General features: G+C 35.0%; 16 protein-coding genes. 3 read left to right on the top strand and 13 right to left on the bottom strand.

Annotated elements, in window-relative coordinates; all coding sequences use genetic code 11:
* Positions 1 to 8 precede the first annotated feature (8 nt).
* Positions 9 to 548 (bottom strand): outer spore coat protein CotE, encoded by a 540-nt coding sequence (gene cotE / locus PB01_RS07060; protein WP_151699552.1) that lies wholly within the window; start codon positions 546 to 548, stop codon positions 9 to 11.
* A gap of 141 nt (positions 549 to 689) precedes the next feature.
* Between cotE and PB01_RS07055 the strand changes: the two genes are divergently transcribed.
* Positions 690 to 1,388 (top strand): glucosamine-6-phosphate deaminase, encoded by a 699-nt coding sequence (locus PB01_RS07055; RefSeq protein WP_151699551.1) that lies wholly within the window; start codon positions 690 to 692, stop codon positions 1,386 to 1,388.
* Between the two features lie 505 nt (positions 1,389 to 1,893).
* On the opposite strand, the gene PB01_RS07050 is transcribed toward PB01_RS07055, so the two are convergent.
* Genes PB01_RS07050 through PB01_RS07035 form a run of 4 tightly spaced genes read right to left on the bottom strand, consistent with a single transcriptional unit; the run spans position 1,894 to position 5,496 of the window.
* Positions 1,894 to 2,490 carry a hypothetical protein gene (locus PB01_RS07050; RefSeq protein ID WP_151699550.1) on the bottom strand — a complete coding sequence of 199 codons (597 nt, stop codon included), beginning with the start codon at positions 2,488 to 2,490 and terminating at the stop codon, positions 1,894 to 1,896.
* Positions 2,491 to 3,069, bottom strand: coding sequence for a nucleotidyltransferase family protein (locus tag PB01_RS07045; protein ID WP_151699549.1), 579 nt, complete (start codon positions 3,067 to 3,069; stop codon positions 2,491 to 2,493).
* The gene (locus PB01_RS07040; RefSeq protein ID WP_151699548.1) at positions 3,066 to 4,709 is read right to left on the bottom strand and encodes a hypothetical protein; all 1,644 of its coding nucleotides are present in this window, start codon (positions 4,707 to 4,709) and stop codon (positions 3,066 to 3,068) included. The genes PB01_RS07045 and PB01_RS07040 overlap by 4 nt, the downstream gene beginning before the upstream one ends.
* Positions 4,702 to 5,496, bottom strand: a complete 795-nt coding sequence (locus PB01_RS07035) for an ABC transporter ATP-binding protein (RefSeq protein WP_151699547.1) — start codon at positions 5,494 to 5,496, stop codon at positions 4,702 to 4,704. Before PB01_RS07035 ends, PB01_RS07040 begins: the two co-directional genes overlap by 8 nt.
* Positions 5,497 to 5,787: 291 nt before the next feature.
* On the opposite strand from PB01_RS07035, the gene PB01_RS07030 reads away from it, so the two are divergent.
* Positions 5,788 to 7,011, top strand: coding sequence for a CynX/NimT family MFS transporter (locus PB01_RS07030; RefSeq protein WP_151699546.1), 1,224 nt, complete (start codon positions 5,788 to 5,790; stop codon positions 7,009 to 7,011).
* A gap of 262 nt (positions 7,012 to 7,273) precedes the next feature.
* On the opposite strand, the gene PB01_RS07025 is transcribed toward PB01_RS07030, so the two are convergent.
* Positions 7,274 to 8,329: a nitric oxide synthase oxygenase gene (locus PB01_RS07025; RefSeq protein WP_151701996.1), complete on the bottom strand. Its 1,056-nt coding sequence runs from the start codon at positions 8,327 to 8,329 to the stop codon at positions 7,274 to 7,276.
* A 136-nt stretch (positions 8,330 to 8,465) separates the two neighbouring features.
* On the bottom strand, positions 8,466 to 9,659 hold the full coding sequence (locus tag PB01_RS07020; RefSeq protein WP_151699545.1) for an MFS transporter: 1,194 nt from the start codon (positions 9,657 to 9,659) through the stop codon (positions 8,466 to 8,468).
* Between the two features lie 342 nt (positions 9,660 to 10,001).
* On the opposite strand from PB01_RS07020, the gene PB01_RS07015 reads away from it, so the two are divergent.
* Positions 10,002 to 10,349 carry a hypothetical protein gene (locus tag PB01_RS07015; RefSeq protein WP_225986189.1) on the top strand — a complete coding sequence of 116 codons (348 nt, stop codon included), beginning with the start codon at positions 10,002 to 10,004 and terminating at the stop codon, positions 10,347 to 10,349.
* A 143-nt stretch (positions 10,350 to 10,492) separates the two neighbouring features.
* Here PB01_RS07015 and PB01_RS07010 read toward each other — a convergent pair whose 3' ends face one another.
* The 6 genes from PB01_RS07010 to PB01_RS06985 all read right to left on the bottom strand — a co-directional run bounded on the left by PB01_RS07010 (position 10,493) and on the right by PB01_RS06985 (position 17,507).
* Complete coding sequence (locus tag PB01_RS07010; protein WP_151699543.1) at positions 10,493 to 10,927, bottom strand: YlbF/YmcA family competence regulator; 435 nt, start codon at positions 10,925 to 10,927, stop codon at positions 10,493 to 10,495.
* Positions 10,927 to 12,474, bottom strand: coding sequence for a tRNA (N6-isopentenyl adenosine(37)-C2)-methylthiotransferase MiaB (gene miaB / locus PB01_RS07005; protein WP_151699542.1), 1,548 nt, complete (start codon positions 12,472 to 12,474; stop codon positions 10,927 to 10,929). Before miaB ends, PB01_RS07010 begins: the two co-directional genes overlap by 1 nt.
* A gap of 149 nt (positions 12,475 to 12,623) precedes the next feature.
* Complete coding sequence (locus PB01_RS07000; protein WP_151699541.1) at positions 12,624 to 13,490, bottom strand: 2-oxoacid:ferredoxin oxidoreductase subunit beta; 867 nt, start codon at positions 13,488 to 13,490, stop codon at positions 12,624 to 12,626.
* Positions 13,490 to 15,232: a 2-oxoacid:acceptor oxidoreductase subunit alpha gene (locus tag PB01_RS06995; protein WP_151699540.1), complete on the bottom strand. Its 1,743-nt coding sequence runs from the start codon at positions 15,230 to 15,232 to the stop codon at positions 13,490 to 13,492. Before PB01_RS06995 ends, PB01_RS07000 begins: the two co-directional genes overlap by 1 nt.
* 1,125 nt (positions 15,233 to 16,357) lie before the next feature.
* Positions 16,358 to 16,624: a stage V sporulation protein S gene (locus tag PB01_RS06990; RefSeq protein ID WP_093535025.1), complete on the bottom strand. Its 267-nt coding sequence runs from the start codon at positions 16,622 to 16,624 to the stop codon at positions 16,358 to 16,360.
* 85 nt (positions 16,625 to 16,709) lie between these two features.
* Positions 16,710 to 17,507: a TIGR00282 family metallophosphoesterase gene (locus PB01_RS06985; RefSeq protein WP_151699539.1), complete on the bottom strand. Its 798-nt coding sequence runs from the start codon at positions 17,505 to 17,507 to the stop codon at positions 16,710 to 16,712.
* Between the last annotated feature and the right edge of the window lie 23 nt (positions 17,508 to 17,530).

Raw genomic sequence — 17,530 nt, 5'->3', positions numbered from 1 at the left:
GCCGGCTTTTAAAGTGAGGATGAAGAGTTATCATTTGAAGAACTAGAAGAGCTGGAGGAACTAGATGAGCTTTCATCTTTAAATGCCCATTCTTCTTCAAAATCCTGGTCTTGAACTTGAATACATATAGTTGTTTCCCCTACAACTTCTGCCAAAAGTTCACGTTCTACTGTTACTTGGAATTTAGTTCCACCCGATGTAATAATCGCTTCTGTACAATTTGGTTGTTGAATAACACGCACATGTACTTCTTCACCAGTCGAATCTTGATCGCGGTAGTGTAATTTAATTCTGTCTTTGTAACTAATCGTTTCAGTAAAAACAGATGTTTTGGAATGGTCGTGATGTGCATACCAAACGTTTATATCAAATTTCCCTGTTACTTCTACGTACTTCCCGTGCTTTTTCGACTGAAACGTATGGTTAATAACCCAACAACCTAAAATACTTGATGGCGTATTTGGTGGGCAAAGAACTTCAATTGATTCCGTTCTCTTTTTCCCTTTAGCAATAACAGCTTTCGTCACTATCTGTCTTAAATGTTTCATTTTTTTCCTCCTTGTGCTCAAGTCATAACATCATATGCACTATAAGCCCAATGGGTTCATATTATTTGTGAAGATAGATGATTGACCTTTTGGAAGTTTACAAATACACTTAATACATTAATAGAATAGCGAGGTATTAACATGCCATTTTTTGAAATGATTCAAGTTGACAATCAACAACAAGCAGCTTCTCTCGTGGTAAATAGGCTAGCAAATGCTTTAAATGAAAAGACACTACATACATTAGGTTTAGCAACCGGAAGCACGATGATACCAATTTATAATAGTATCATCAATTCTTCTTTAGATTTTTCACAAGTTACTGCTTTTAATCTGGATGAATATGTTGGTTTAGCTTCAACTAATAAAAACAGCTATGCTTTTTTCATGTCGGAACACTTATTTTCGAAAAAACCTTTTAAAGAAACGTATATTCAAAATGGACTTTCAGAAGATCTAGAATCGGAATGTACAAGATATGAAAATAAATTAACGGAACATGCATTAGATATTCAGTTTTTAGGTGTTGGTGAAAATGGCCATATTGCATTTAACGAGCCAGGAACTTCTTTTGACTCCACAACTCATGTAGCTAATTTAACAGATTCTACACTTGGAGTGAATAGTCAATATTTTGATGATCATGAAGAAATACCTACTAGAGCATTTACAATGGGGATTGCTTCTATCATGAATGCAAAACAAATTATTTTACTGGCATTTGGAGAAAAGAAACGACAAGCCCTCGAAGCTTTACTTGGGGATGAAATTACGGAACAGTTGCCAATTACTGTTTTAAAGAGACACCCGCATGTTACGGTTATCACTGATATTAAATAAGAAAAGTGGAAGTGTCTTTTAAGTGTATCTTGTCCTTACTGTTTCCAAGTGCTTTGCACAAAACATTTGCTACACTATTACCGTAGTAATTTAGCTCGTGAAGTGACTGCGTCACTTCACGAGCTATTTTTTTGGTAATCTCGTAGCGGTTGTTTGTCCGGCACCCTCTTAAAATAGGTAGGGACATGGTGCATTAGGTTTGGTTAATGAGAGAATAAATTCTTTCTTATTCTTCTAAAAGCGGACGAAGATGCAATTCCGTCTGCTTAGCGCTCCTTTAATAATGGATGCTATCTATTTTTCTCTAGTACCACCTTTTTTAATAGATGTATAATGCATCATAAACTTGTTACTTCAAGAGAAAAGAAAACGGAAGTAGTCGTTTATTTCAATCCTTATGTTACTTAATTTAGGAGATGCTCTATATAAGAAAGGCGCAATAAGAAAGAGCTACAAAACCCTATGAATACTGGATAATTGATCATTTTATAAAGTTTCATATCTTTTACTTATCGAGAAACTCGGCTCTTAATACATATACAACATCGTAGTCTTTTATCTCATATAAGCGATTGTCTATATCTGAATAAAAATCATTTGTAAGCGAACTCATCCCGTGGCCATTGGAGTAACAAATACTCGCAAGAACCATTTTATCGGCTATTGGAATATACTCCGATGGATTGCTACCCCAAGTACTTTGCATCACTTTTGGTATTATTAATTGTGTTCTGATAGTACTAAAGCCGTTATAATTATTAACACTTATATTAATAGTGGACTCTTTTTGCTCGGCAATCGTTTGAGAAGTTGAAAAAATAATCATTCCGGTACCATCAATTTCAGTTAACATGTTATTTAATTTTTCTTCTACCAGTTTTCCAAACTCATATTTGTCCACCCACAAAGAGACTTGTTTATACTTTTTATCTACCTTGTAATCAAAAACAAATGATTTATCACTTGTAGAAGACAATAGAAATTTTTCCTTATCAGTTAGTTTTGCTTCAGCAAGTGTATTCGTTGATTGTATTTCTTTATTACAAGCCCCTAAACATACCACTAATAAAGCTAAAGAAATGACAATCAATATTCTTTTCATTCAATCACTCCTTGCATTATTAATTGAAATCATTGGCCAAATAGAAGACCAATTCTTTTTTAGTATTCGATCCTCGTATATAGTCACCAACTCTTTAGTTGTCTCAAATCGGGGTGTGGGTTTTATAACCAGTTTAGTAACATCATTAATTCCATGTGGTGCAGATAATAGTACATTATTTTCTTCGTCTAATTTAACTCCTAATGCTGTAGCTGTCTCTGGAAAGTTTGCAATTCCATCAACTGATGATGTATAGGAAGGTAAATTATTTATGACATGCATCCTTGCTTGATTTTTCACTGACCAAGGTATATTCGGCATCCAATCAATTAACTGTTTTTCTAAAGATTTTTCAATAGATTCCTCTACGGTTGTACAATCAAAATAGATTACATCAATATCAGGTATTGGAGTTCTGTTTTCGAAACCATGAATCGTATCCCATATTTTCGAACGAACAAATCCTGCACAAATCCACCAATCAGGAAGTTTTAATGCTTTTGCTACTTTTAATATTTCCATCATCCATTCATCTTCTTTGATTATTTTTATAATCTCTTTTTCGCAATTGATTTTCACCTAATACCCTCTTTTTTCAATTGTGTTGGAAACACTGCTTTCCAACCGATTATTATTCCAATTAGTAAGATCGTCATATACCCATATAATCCATAAGGTATTTTAGAAGCTATTATATGGACTAACACAAAAATACCTATCACTACCATACTAGCTAATACCTTGAATGTACTTGCGTCTTGTGTATGTTCATGTGAATTCGAAAACGGGTAAACATCTCTGTTTAACATTTTATAAGAAATAAGCGTTATTACAATAGCTACAAGCAATACAATGAATAAATCTGGTAAAATCCGAATAGAAAATAACCAAACAAATAAAATACTTAATAGAACAAAAATTGGTATAAAAAAATTAACCATACATGCTTTTAAAGTAGCTCCATAAATAGATGCTTTGTTTTGAACGGGAGCAGCTAAAAATATCCAATGACCTTTGTAAGTACCAGAAAATTGGAGCATATGAACAACTGTTGGAATCATTATTAAGCTAAAATAAATGACCATATAAATATTTCCATTAACTACTTCATCAAATGAACGAAAACGTACCTCATTAAATAAGAATATGAAAGGAAATATAATTGCAAATCCAAGTTGAGGGTAAATTTTTAATTTTATTTCGCGTTCTTGCTTCATCATAAGCGAAGAAAAACGGTAGAAATTTTGTTCTTCCACACTTCTACATAAAATTTTTGCCCATAACTTATCTAGTTTTCTAGATTTCTTTTTCCTAGTAGTAGAATCACTTAGTAATTTTGCTAAATTTCGTTCAAAAGATGGCATTAGTCGAATATAAAGTAGGATAGCTATAATAGGAGCTAGGAATGCAAGAATTGATAAAAAAATGATATGTGCTGAATAGTCCTTATTTAAAAACAGCTCAAATGGTGCTCCGTACCAAATAGGAGGCAATAATAAATGCCACCACTCAAATGTATACGATTTTGTAAGATTAATAATTTCAAATGACCGTGCAACTAGTTGATAGCTAACCATTATGCCGATTGTTAATAGAATTTGTACATAATTAATAATATCCTTCAGTTTCTCTCCACTAAAAAAGCGTAATATAAATAAATAAACAAAAGCAGTTAATACAACAGCTAAGCAACTGGTCAGCACAATTTCTATCAAGAATATAAAGAAAAATCCAATTCCACCAGTAAATATACTGATTATTAATGGAATCCCTACAAAAGATCCTATTAATAAAAATATATAAATCAAAATATGAACTACTTTAGCTGCATTTAATGTTTTGGTGTTAATAGGTTTTGTATGCAGAATATTTTTATCCCGAATATCTAGTAACACCGCAGAGAAATCGGATATCATTGATGTCATTAATATAAACATTAATAGACTAAACATAATACTTATTAGAAAAATGTATTGGGTCCCTAAAAAAAGAAAAGGAGTCAATAAGATCAGACCATATAACGCATACATCCACAAAGATTTCAAAAACTGATTACCTTCTTTTTTCACTTTCGACCCATTAAAAATGGTTGGCATTCTTCTACCATCCATTGTTAATTTCAACTGTATAATCTTTCTCATAATTTCATAATCAATGCCCGACTTCCAAAATAAGCCTTTAAAACGATCCAGTATACGAAGAGAATTAAAATCATTCATGTGTTGAATCCTCACTAACTATATCAACAATTTTTCCAGCAATTTCTGCATGTTGTGTAAACCCCGTTAACTGATTGAATATATTTTCAAGTGATCCCTCTTTGTTTTGCGTTTTTAACTCATCGAAAGTACCATCCGCAACCACTCTACCTTCTACTAGTAAAACAATTCGGTTACTAATCTTCTCAACAACATCCATAATATGAGAGGAATAAAAAATAGTCTTTCCTTGTAATGCAAGTTTTGCTAGTAACTCTTTAATAATTATTACACTATTTGCATCTAGTCCACTTAAAGGTTCATCATAAAATAATAAATCAGGGTCGTGTAACAAGCTTGAAATTATTAGTACTTTTTGTTTCATCCCTTTTGAAAAAGAAGATAGACGCTGATGAAAAGATGCTTCTAGATTAAATTCTTTCATCAAATCTAACGCTTTTTTCTCGGCAACATCACTTTTTAAACCATAAAGTTCTCCAGTAAATGTTAAATATTCACATGCGGTTAAATTCTCATATATTTCGGCGGTTTCTGGTACGTATCCAATTCTTTTCTTGTAACTAATATCGCCATTTGAAATATCACTCCCGAAAATTTCAACTTTCCCGCTATAATCATTCAATAAACCAAGCATTAGTTTAACGGTAGTACTTTTACCCGCACCATTTGGACCAATATATCCAATAATGTGTCCCTTATATACTTCTAAATTAACACCTTGCAATACTCTTTTATTTCCGTAACTTTTAGATACATCTATTAGTGACAACACCTTTTCCTCGTTCATGAAGCTACCTCCCAAGTCAAATTAATATATGATTTCTATCATTCCGAATATAAGCCCTTCCGCTATTGCAAGTTGGGAATTTGTATAAGTGTCCACATTCCTTTCATATCTAATTTAGCTTCTCTAAGATATGGTTCATATTTCATATTATTAATAAGTAGCTGCTAAGAAACAATATCCACATTTTTTCATTTAAGTTACATCCAAAATCTTTCTATTGAACTTTACTATCAAAAAGTGTTAGTCTTTCATAGTACTAATTATTATCGTCATCTTAAGGAGAGAATTCTTTTGTCAACAAAAACAGAAACAAATAAAAAAACTACTATTTTATTAATACTCGGAATTATTTTCATATCTTCCTCCCTAAGGTCACCTCTTACATCGGTAGGACCGATTATTTCATTTATTCGAGATGGTTTAGGTATCTCGAATGTGTTAGCAGGTTTTATCACTACTATTCCTCTTCTTGCATTTGCAATTTTTTCTCCTTTAGCACCTAAAATTGCCCGCCGCTTTGGAATGGAATTAACTTTGTTTTTTTCCATCCTCTTATTAACAGCTGGGATTATTATTCGGTCATTAGGAACTACTTCTTTATTACTTATTGGAACTGCACTAATTGGTATTGCCATTTCATTTGGAAACGTATTAATGCCTAGCTTAATAAAACTAAAATTTCCTTTACAAATTGGTTTATTAACAGCAATCTTTACTGTTTCAATGAATTTAACAGCTGGAATTGGAGCGGGGGTCAGCTATCCTATTGCGGATGGTACTAAATATGGATGGCAAGGTGCTCTTGGTTGTTGGGCAATTCTAGCTATTATAGCGACAATCGTTTGGATACCACAAATCAGGAAAAGTAAAGAAAACACGGAAACACGAAAAATTTCATCTACAAAGAAAGCTAAGTCAATATTACTTAATCCTTTGACATGGACGATAACCTTATGTATGGGATTGCAGTCATTAATTTTTTATACCACTGCCGCATGGATACCTGAAATCTTACAATCCGAGGGAATGCAAGCAGAACAATCTGGGTGGATGTTATCCATTATGCAGTTTTCGCAGTTACCAATGACATTTATCATTCCCATTATTGCAGGTCGTTTAAAAGATCAAAGAATCCTTGTAGTAGTTTATACGGCTCTATATTTAATTGGTTTCATCGGATTATTAGCTGGACCTGCTTCACTAACTCTTGTTTGGATGATTTTCCTTGGATTAGCAGGAGGAGCATCATTTGGACTAGTCATGATGTTTTTTTCACTACGTTCTCGAACACCAATAGAAGCTGCCGAGCTTTCTGCTACAGCACAATCTATTGGTTACCTTTTGGCAGCAATTGGCCCTGTTGTTTTCGGATTTATTCACGATGAAACCGCAAGCTGGTTTGTTCCGAAAATATTATTTATCGTATTCATTTTAGTTTTATTCGTTTCAGGGATGCATGCAGGAAGAGATCGTTTCGTTTCTAATGAAAATGAGAACAGCACGAGCGCCCTTTAAGTGCGTCTTGTCTCTACCTTTTCCAAAGCGCTTTGGTCGAAACAAAAGCTACACTGTTACTGTTACCGTTAGAGTTATGGTTGATGTGGCGAGTGTTTGTCCGTCTCTCTCTTGAAATACGTAGAAACAGAGAGAAGCGACTTGATGCTTGCCCGACTTGCAATCGCCCACCTGCCCCGGAAATCAACCTGTTCATAGCATAAAAATCTATATACTTTCTAAAAAAAGAGGAATCAGCAAGTTTATATGCTGATTCCTCTTTTTAATATGGAGATGGTTGGTAAAAATAATTTGGAGTTTTCTTTTCATTATTATAAGGTTTGTGAAAAATATGCGTTGTTCCAGGTGATAATGGTGGAATTAGCCAAGTCCAGTTTCCTGTTACATCACGGCCTGCATCCATTTCATTTGACTCAAACCTCTTAAATTGTTGAGCTGCAGTATGATGGTCCACGATACTTACACCATCTTCTTTAAAGGAAAATAATACAGCCGCATTTAGTTCTACTAATGCACGATCCTTCCAAAGGGAAGCATTGGATTTCGTGTTTAGTCCCATGTTCTCTGCAATTGTAGGTAGCATATTATAGCGGTTATCATCTGCCAAATTACGGGCACCTATTTCCGTTCCCATATACCATCCGTTGAATGGTGCTGTTGGATAAGTAATACCTCCAACTTCTAGTTTCATACTTGAAATTATTGGAACTGCATACCATTTTACTTGTAGCTCCTCAAACAACTTGTGTTCCGGGTGACGAATTGGCACTTCTAGAATATATTCTTTTGGAATTTCAAATAATTTAGGCTGATTATTCTTTGTTTGAATGACAAGTGGCAATACATCAAACCGTTCGTTATTACCTTTCCATCCAAGTTCCTGGCATTTTTTCGTAAACGCTATCGAATCTGGATCACCAATTATTCCTTTTTCCGTTTCATAGCCTGCATAGCGAATTAATTGATGGTTCCAGATACGAATATCATGAGGTGAGAATAGGCTAATTGTCGGTCTAATTCTTCCTTCATTTGTCGCAAACTGAATGTGCTCTAGTAATGCTTTAAATATTTCTTCCTCTGTATGTAAGTCTCGTTTATCAAAAACGTTCAAACTTTGCCAAAATAACCGACCTATACATTTATTACTATTACGCCATGCCATTTTAGCACCGTATGTAATTTCTTCAATCGTTTGTTCATAACTTCCATATTTTACAATCTGAATCTCTATCTCAAGTAAACGAGACTGCATTTCCTGTTCCGATTGGCCCGTTTCATAATAAAAAGTTCGTATAAAATCTTCTGCTTCTTTTAACATAACTGTCACCCCTTCTGCTACTTCTACCATCATAGAAGAAATAGTTTATAAGATACAAGTACAATGAACCATGAAGTTGTGATGATATTATGACATGAAAGGAAGAGTGCCCTGTTGTGGACACTCTTATCAAAAACTATACGAATAATTTTTTGTTTCGATATGCAATAATACTTACTATTGCCAATAATAATCCTGAAAATATAAATACAGCACGCACGCCTAGGTGATCTGCAAGTATTCCAATTACTAAAGAAGAAATTCCAAAAACTCCGGTTGCAACTGTTCCCATAGATGTATAAACAGTTACTAATTTTTCAACAGAAATACTTCTTTGAATAACCGTTCTTTGTGGAATATTTTTAAGCTGACCAAACAAACCAATACCAAACGACAAAATTAACGCTATAACAGGATGGCTTGTTGTACCAAATAATATAGTTAAGATACTAGAGATTATGACTCCCGCGAAAATAAAAAGGTACTTATATTGATCAACAAGATTAGGGAATTTAATACAATATAGACTACCTATTAATAACCCAATAAAGAATGAACCATTTATAAGGCCCCACCATTGTTCGCCTACATGTAGTGCTTGTTCTACAAATACATAAACAATTGCAGCAATCCACACCGTTCCAGCAATAGTTTCTATAATGTCCATTTGAACTATTTTTTTCAGAACTGGAGTTGCTCCAATACTTTTCCACCCTCCGGTGAGCTGTTCCCAAAGTTTTTGTTTTTCTTTGTCGACATAATCCACGTGTTGAATGAAGGCCAATAATACACAGGACAGCATAAATAGTACACTTACAATGCCTATTAATTGAATAGAGCTTATAACGAGCAATAAAAGACCACCGAAAAGCCATCCACCTATTTGAATCATTTGTGTAAGGGACTCTGCAATACTATTAGCTTTGATCAACTGCTCATCTTCTACATAGTAAGGAATAAGAGTATGCAAAATAGGATTCGCACAGCCATCTAAAAATGCTATTCCGGCAATGATGAAAAAGATAAAGTAATAGTTCATATCTTGTAAAAATAGTAAAATAAAAGCACCTAATCCCACTAGTAAAATGGTTTTTCCAATCTGCGATGCTAATAACACCGATTTTAAACGCCACTTGCCAATTACTAAAGGTGTAATAATACTAGAAATGAACATCGCAGAAGTAATTGTAAATGGAACAAATGCAGCAACAGTTGCAGAGCTCGTTAACTTGTATAAAACACTAATGATGCTAACGATATAAAATACATCACCTAGATTAGCTAAAGTTTGGCCAAGCATTAAAAAACGAAAATTTTTATTTAATTTCATTATAATCCCCCCATTAATTCAAGATGTATATTGAATGTATTTTAAGGGATCAAATTGGACAATTCATAAAAAAACTCCTTTAATTTGAAGCAAGATGAAGAATCTTCGGGGGATAAAAAAGTTTCTTCACAACTCTGCATGATAGTCTATCCTCATTATACCGAATTGTTTATACTACTTAAATCATCAAAACTTAAAATACGGATATAATATGTTTTTAGACTTGTTTTGGATACTTGAAATCGCGATAAATTAAAACTATTCACAAATCAAAACGTACACATAATAAAAATGTTATTAAAAGAGGTGCTAAATGAAAAGTTCTGGATGATTTTGGTAACCATGTTAGTTCTTGCACTCCTTGTAGCCTGCAGCAAAAAAGGTAAAGTGGCAACTTATCAAGGTGAAAGTGAGAATTGGCGAGCTAGTTACGATTTCGGAGAATCAACTACGTCTTATACTATAGCTTATATTAGCAAGGATAAAGTTCCTGAAACGATTGACTATGATATTTCCTTAAGAGTTAGCAACAGAAAAGCTACAAACTCCCCTCTTGATAAAAGCGGTATAATTTATAGCACAAAGCCAACAACTTCTAACGAAAGTTTACAACTTGTAGATGGTGAAAGTATTTCTATAAAAATCAATTGGGAAGATAAAACAGAAAAGCTAATTTTAACGAAAAACTAATAACGGTTTAGAAAAATAAAACCTTATGTATACTATGCGTACAAATATTTAGTGATATGTTCCCCTCGAGTTTTAATAGTTCTTTAAAGCAACGAAAAAACGCACAGTCATCATATCGATGAATGTACGTTTTCTTCATTTATTTATGAGCAACTACCTGGTGTAGAGTTTCTTACTTGAGAACCAGTTTCGCCTCTTAGTAAGTCTCCATCTGTTGCCTCTATTATTTGATTTGTCACATTGTTAGAGATTGAATTCGCAACCATTTGTAGAAGACTGTTTACATCTCCTTGAGATTGTTTAAACTCCTGAACAATTGGTAGATCGTCAATTTCTGCTTCGATTGCTTCAATCTTTCCTTCAATCAATTTTAATGCTTTTTCTTTCCCTAAATGTTGAAAGTTAACTGCTTGTTTTTGTAAGCTTTTTAGACTAGCAATTTTTTCTCGAACGGATTGATTTTCATTGATTTGAGCTTCTGCACGCTTAAAGAAATCCACTTCTTCTGTGTTTGCAATCATCTTGGCAATTTCTCTTGCTTTTTCAATAATATCGTCTTTTGTATACTTAGTAGTCATTATATTCCCACCTTTTGTCCATTTGGTACTTCCACAAGTTCTCCAGTAAGTGACCATGTTTTTGCATCCGTAATTTTCACTTGCACGAGTTGACCAATAATTTCTTTTGGTCCTTTAAAGTTTACTAGCTTACTTTTACTTGTGTATCCTGCTAGAACATCCGGATTATTCTTACTTTCTCCTTCTACTAACACTTCCACAATTTGTCCATCATGCTTTTTCATTGCTTCAGCAGACATGTCATTTACAAGTTTGTTTAGACGCTGCAATCGCTCTTTTTTCACTTCCATTGGTACATTATCTACCATTTTTGCAGCTGGAGTACCTTCCCTTGGAGAATAAATATACGTATACGCAATTTCAAAACCTACTTCTTTATATAAAGACATTGTTTCTTCGAATTGCTCATCTGTTTCATTTGGGAATCCTACAATAATATCAGTTGTTAAAGATGCATTTGGAATGGCAGTTTTTATTTTATTAACAAGTTCTAAATAATGCTCACGGGAATATTTACGCGCCATAATTTTCAAAATCTCAGAAGAACCTGACTGAACAGGTAAATGAATATGATCGACTAAGTTTCCACCTTTTGCAAGCACTTCGATTAGATGATCATCGAAATCTCTTGGGTGGCTCGTCATGAAACGTATACGTGCTACATCTATTTTTCGAAGATCTTCCATTAAATCTCCAAAGCGATAGTCTAAATCTTCAAAGTCTTTTCCGTATGCATTTACGTTTTGACCTAGTAATGTAACTTCTTTATAGCCTTGCGCTGCAAGATGTCTAATTTCTTGAATAATATCTTCTGGTCGACGACTACGCTCTTTTCCTCGTGTGTAAGGAACGATACAATATGTACAGAACTTATCACAACCATACATAATATTAACCCAGGCTTTAATCGAACCCTTCCTCACTCGTGGTAAGTTTTCGATCACGTCGCCTTCTTTAGACCAAACTTCTATTACCATTTCTTTCGAAAGATATGCCTCATTTAAGATGTTAGGCAGACGATGAATATTATGGGTTCCAAAAATCATATCTACTTGGTTATATGTTTTTAGAATTTTATTGACTACAGACTCTTCTTGAGACATACATCCACATACACCTATTAGAACATCTGGATTATTCTGCTTTAGATGCTTTAAATGGCCAAGTTCTCCGAATACTTTATTTTCTGCGTTCTCACGGATTGCACAAGTATTTAAAAGAATGACATTTGCATCGTCTACAGTATCTGTTGGTTCATATCCAAGTTGCATGAATATACCAGCCATTACCTCTGTATCGTGTTCATTCATTTGACAGCCATATGTGCGTATATAAAATTTACGATTTTGCCCCATACCTCTAAATTCTTCGGCAATGGCAAAGTCGTTATGGTAAGCTACTTCTTCTTTTCCTCGTTTTTTCGCTTCTTTTAAAGATGGAGGCGTGTAAATTGCTTGAAAATATTTACTATAATCCTTTTCGGATTTTTTGTCCGGAGAATTGGGGTCTTTCACTTGACTACTAAGTAAACGTGATTCTTCGTTCATGAGAACGCTCCTTTCGTACATTCGTATAAAAATACGAATATCCATCCTACTATTATACTGAATAGCACTCTATTGCTACAAGGTATTAACCTTAAAAGTTGTTAATTAGACATAAAAAGACCACCAATTTGCATCGGCAGTCTTACATATTACATAAAATCTTGCAATAAAACGTTAAATTCTTCTTCACTCATTTTTAAATTTTGATCTGCAAGTGGGGTTTCTGCATATCCTGGAACTTGTTCTTGATAAGATGGAGCATGTTCATTTTGATAAATGATGCCTGTTACAAGACCTTCTTTTTCCATTACTACTTGCATGGCTTCTTCCCGATTCGTATGATCATAACCTTCTATATTAGAAAGCTTCGTTAAATGTTCTTTAAACCAATCATACGTATTTACTTTGTTGTATGTTACACATGGACTAAACACATTAATAAATGAAAAACCTTTATGGTTAATACCTGCTTCAATAATCGCAGTTAGTTCTTTAATATCGGATGAAAATCCTTGTGCAACAAACGTAGCACCAGAAGTAAGTGCTAATTCAAGCGGTTTAAGGGAAGGCTCAATTGCTCCTCCTGGAGTTGACTTAGTTTTAAATCCTTCAGCAGAACGTGGAGAAGTTTGACCCTTAGTTAATCCGTAGATTTGGTTATCCATTACGACATAGGTTACATCGATATTACGACGAATGGAATGAATCGTATGTCCAAGCCCTATGGCAAAACCGTCACCGTCTCCCCCAGATGCGATGACGTGTAAATCTTTATTTGCCATTTTTAACCCTTGTGCAATTGGAAGTGCTCTCCCGTGGATACCATGAAACCCATAAGAGTGAATATACCCTGAAATACGACCTGAACATCCAATACCGGAGATTACAGCTAATTCATGAGGCAGAATGCCAACATTTGCAGCCGCACGTTGAATAGCTGCTTGAACAGAAAAGTCACCGCAACCTGGGCACCAGTTTGGTTTTACATTATTACGAAAATCTTTAAACGTTACCATTAGTTAAGCAACTCCTTTACTTGTTTTTCAAGCTGTAATGGTAAGAAAGGCGTTCCATCGTACTTCGTTACATTTACTACTTTATCATGACCGCCAACATTCATTTTTAATATGTTGGCAAGTTGGCCTGTAGCATTATTTTCAACTATGACTATTTTTTTTGCATTTGCTACTAGAGCTTCCATTTCTTTTACCGGGAATGGATGAATTAATCGAATATGTGCATGATTCACTTTCATTCCTTGCGAAATAAGTGTCTGCTGTAATTCTTCTAACACGCCTCTTGTAGAATTAAATCCAACGAATAAAATATCTGCTTCTTCATAAGGAGCATTTACATAAACAGGTTCACTGAAATTGATATGTTTTAACTTACCTAAACGCTTGTCCATTTGTAGTATACGATTTGTTGCAGCTTCAGAAGGCTTTCCAGTTTCATCATGCTCTACACCAGTTACGTGGTGAATTGCATACTCCGTACCTGGAAGTACACGAGGTGAAACACCATCTTCTGTTACTTCATATCGTTTGAAATACGATTTGTCTTCTGTCGGTGGAATTTCTTCGTTTTGAATTAATTTACCACGTCGAATTTCAATTTTAGAATAGTCAAATGGTTCTACTGTTTGTTTACCAAGAGAAAGTTGAAGATCGGATAAAATGATTACAGGACATTGTAATTCTTCTGCAATATTAAAAGCTTGAATCGTATCAAAAAAAGCTTCTTCTCCTGTACTAGGTGCAATAACTACTTTAGGAATTTCACCATGCGTACCGTAAATCATTTGCATAAGATCAGATTGTTCTTGTTTCGTTGGAAGTCCAGTTGATGGTCCACCCCGTTGTGTATCGACTATTACAAGTGGTTGCTCCGTCATCCCTGATAAACCTATTGCTTCCATCATAAGGGATAATCCCGGTCCTGCTGATGCAGTAAATGCACGTACTCCACCGTAGTTTGAACCAATTGCCATCGTTGCGGCTGCAATTTCATCTTCTGTTTGAATAACCGCTCCACCAAATAACGGCAGCTTCTTAATCATATATTCCATAATTTCAGATGCTGGTGTGATTGGATAAGCTGCCATGAATCGAACACCCGCTGTTAATGCCCCAAGAGCAATCGCGTCGTTTCCAATCATGAACATACGATGCTTGCCGTCAGCCGCAACAAGTTCCCATTCCCCTAAACGATCGCCTAATTGCTCCGCCATAATATCAAAACCTTGTTGAATTGCTTGCATATTTTTTTCTACTACTTCTGTTCCTTTTTTACCAAATATCTCATCAACTACACCTTGAAACACTGCTTTATCTAATTTCAATAAAGCGGAAGTTGCTCCTATAGCAACCATGTTTTTCATTAAAGACGTACCAAGTTCTGCTGCAATTTCTGTAAAAGGTACAATGTACATTGGTGCAAGGCAGTTTTCTGGTGAAACTGGTGAGAATTTAGCATCGGCTAAGATAACACTTTTTTCGGTAAGCTCTTTGTAATTAACATCTATTGTCTCTTGATCGAATGCTACAAGTATATCTAGATCATCCGGAATTGTACGAACTTGTGTTGGTCGTACGCAGATTTTATTATTCGTATGTCCACCTTTAATACGAGAAGAGAAATGACGATATCCGTAAAGGTAATACCCTAGGCGATTCATCGCCATTGAGAAAATCTCCCCAGTACTTTCGATACCCTCTCCTTGCTGCCCGCCTACTTTCCATGAAAGTTGTTGCAACATACTAACATCTCCTTACTATCATTATCAAATACGCCTTGGCGTATTTGTGCCCATATTTAGAATGGATCTAGCTCCATTTTAAATATGTGACATCCGCCTGAGGCTCTAACTTCATATAGCAGGAGCGTGAACCTCTGCTATATGAAGTTATATGCTTTTTTCCTTCATAAGTTTATCATGAAGTACTAAGAATCACTATGATTTCTCCCTATTTTTTCATGAAGTTCAGACCTTTGACGGAATTACCTCGTCACAATATATTTAGAATATCATTATGTATAGAATTTCTGAACAAAATTGACCCGTCTGTTTATTAACGCTTATATTACATTTTAGTAAAAAAAGTTCATAGAATCCATTTGCATTTACACGTTTTCGGTTTACTTTGGACACTTTAGAAATAGTGCGCATAATAACTACGCACTTGCTCCACTTGCATGAGCCATCTCGTGCTGCGCTCGAGTGCGTCTCATCCTTCGGCTCATGCGGCGCGACTCGCTCCGGCAATAAATATCCTCATTTCTAAAAAAAATCCAATAAATGGCTTAATGAGACATAACAGGTTCTGAACGCGACATACTACCCTTTGAAAGCGACAAAACCTATTCCGAGTACGACAAACATCTCTTATTTAACCCTTTAATTAGTATGAGATGCACTTATTAATGGTGCACTATTTCAAAGTTGAGCATACTCCTTAATATTTTTGGATAACCGCACTGATTAGCTAGCAAACTTCATCGGATTGGAACGGCAGGCGGCGACTCCAGCGGGATCAGGGAGACAAATGAGCCATCACAGCGGCGCGCATGCGACGGTGCTGGCTCATCGCTCCCCCCGCGGAAAGCGTCCGCCTAGAGTGGAAATCCTAGCGGTTACTAAGTCGCACTATTTCAAAAATATAATTTGTTGGTTAACTTTAGTTAATTCACATATGTTATGAGGAATAATTAACTAATTAACAGACACGCAAAATTGAAGTCGCTACTAATTAACAGTAGCGACTCCAGATTATGAAAATATTTAAGTTGAAAGGTGAAACCTCCCACGGCTTACTAAGTGATTATTAGTCGGAGCAACCTAAGTCTATCACAATAATGAAAATACATTTTCAAAAGTATAAAATTATTTCGACCTTTTTTCTACTAATAATTTCAAAGCAGTTCGATCTTCACCTGAAATAACAATATCTGTGAAAGCAGGTGAACAAGTCAAATCAGTACCACTAGGTGCAACAAATCCTCTTGCAATTGCAATTGCTTTAATTGCTTGATTTAATGCCCCTGCTCCTACTGCTTGCATCTCTGCATACCCTTGTTCTCTTATTACTGCAACTAATGCACCTGCAACTGAATTTGGGTTGGAACGAGAAGATACTTTTAAAGAATCCACTATCATTTCTCCTTTTATCGCTAGATTATGAACTTGCTTTCGTCCATAATCTAACTTATGCTAAAGGGAATTTTTTTAGACTCTTTTACCCTTTAAACGGGTAATCATCATTTATATAAACACGTTCTTGATGTATAGCTTTTCCCGTAGAATCATTTACTTCTACAAAAAATCCACTCAATACAGAACGCCCAGTTTTTGGAACTTCAAAACGAGTGGGCATATTCGTTTGGAAACGATATAAAACATCTTCTTTTCTCATACCTAAAACTTCATCGTAAGGCCCAGTCATTCCAACATCTGTAATATATGCTGTTCCTCCTGGCAAAATCCGTGAATCAGCTGTCTGAACATGTGTATGCGTTCCTACCACAACAGATGCTTTACCATCTAAATGCCAACCAAATGCGATTTTTTCACTTGTTGCTTCCGCGTGAAAATCTACAAAGATGATGGGAGATATTTTTTTTGCTTCTTCTACTAACTCCGTTGCTTTCTTAAACGGATCGTCGTGTGGGGGTAAAAAAGTTCTTCCATGCATATTGATAACGGAAATAGTTTGTCCATTTTTCGAAATGGTCGTCATTCCTTTACCAGGAGCTTCTTCTGAAAAATTTGCAGGACGGATTAAATAATCTGTGTCATCAATAAAGTCCATAATTTCTTTCTGATCCCAAGTATGATTACCCATTGTTACCACATCTACACCCATATGTAATAATGATTGGAAAATACTTTTCGTAATCCCTCTCCCTGCCGCAGCATTTTCTCCATTTGCAATAACTACATCCGGCGCATATTTCCTTTTTAATCTTGGCAAATAACTCTCCAAAGTATCTCTTCCTATAGATCCAACAATGTCACCTATAAATAATATTTTCATTTTTTAATCCAATCCTTTCACGA

It is taken from the genome of Psychrobacillus glaciei (assembly GCF_008973485.1).
In the GTDB taxonomy this organism is placed as follows: Bacteria; Bacillota; Bacilli; order Bacillales_A; family Planococcaceae; genus Psychrobacillus; species Psychrobacillus glaciei.
Note: the sequence above shows the minus strand (reverse complement) of the source record. Positions and strands in the feature narration are given on the sequence as shown.

What these genes read in the sequence shown, in the direction of transcription:
- cotE (WP_151699552.1), bottom strand. Translation starts at nt 548, where the DNA reads ATGAAACATTTAAGACAGATAGTGACGAAAGCTGTTATTGCTAAAGGG.
- PB01_RS07055 (WP_151699551.1), top strand. Translation starts at nt 690, where the DNA reads ATGCCATTTTTTGAAATGATTCAAGTTGACAATCAACAACAAGCAGCT.
- PB01_RS07050 (WP_151699550.1), bottom strand. Translation starts at nt 2,490, where the DNA reads ATGAAAAGAATATTGATTGTCATTTCTTTAGCTTTATTAGTGGTATGT.
- PB01_RS07040 (WP_151699548.1), bottom strand. Translation starts at nt 4,709, where the DNA reads ATGAATGATTTTAATTCTCTTCGTATACTGGATCGTTTTAAAGGCTTA.
- PB01_RS07035 (WP_151699547.1), bottom strand. Translation starts at nt 5,496, where the DNA reads ATGAACGAGGAAAAGGTGTTGTCACTAATAGATGTATCTAAAAGTTAC.
- PB01_RS07025 (WP_151701996.1), bottom strand. Translation starts at nt 8,329, where the DNA reads ATGTTAAAAGAAGCAGAAGATTTTATACGAACTTTTTATTATGAAACG.
- PB01_RS07020 (WP_151699545.1), bottom strand. Translation starts at nt 9,659, where the DNA reads ATGAAATTAAATAAAAATTTTCGTTTTTTAATGCTTGGCCAAACTTTA.
- PB01_RS07015 (WP_225986189.1), top strand. Translation starts at nt 10,002, where the DNA reads ATGTTAGTTCTTGCACTCCTTGTAGCCTGCAGCAAAAAAGGTAAAGTG.
- PB01_RS07010 (WP_151699543.1), bottom strand. Translation starts at nt 10,927, where the DNA reads ATGACTACTAAGTATACAAAAGACGATATTATTGAAAAAGCAAGAGAA.
- miaB (WP_151699542.1), bottom strand. Translation starts at nt 12,474, where the DNA reads ATGAACGAAGAATCACGTTTACTTAGTAGTCAAGTGAAAGACCCCAAT.
- PB01_RS07000 (WP_151699541.1), bottom strand. Translation starts at nt 13,490, where the DNA reads ATGGTAACGTTTAAAGATTTTCGTAATAATGTAAAACCAAACTGGTGC.
- PB01_RS06995 (WP_151699540.1), bottom strand. Translation starts at nt 15,232, where the DNA reads ATGTTGCAACAACTTTCATGGAAAGTAGGCGGGCAGCAAGGAGAGGGT.
- PB01_RS06985 (WP_151699539.1), bottom strand. Translation starts at nt 17,507, where the DNA reads ATGAAAATATTATTTATAGGTGACATTGTTGGATCTATAGGAAGAGAT.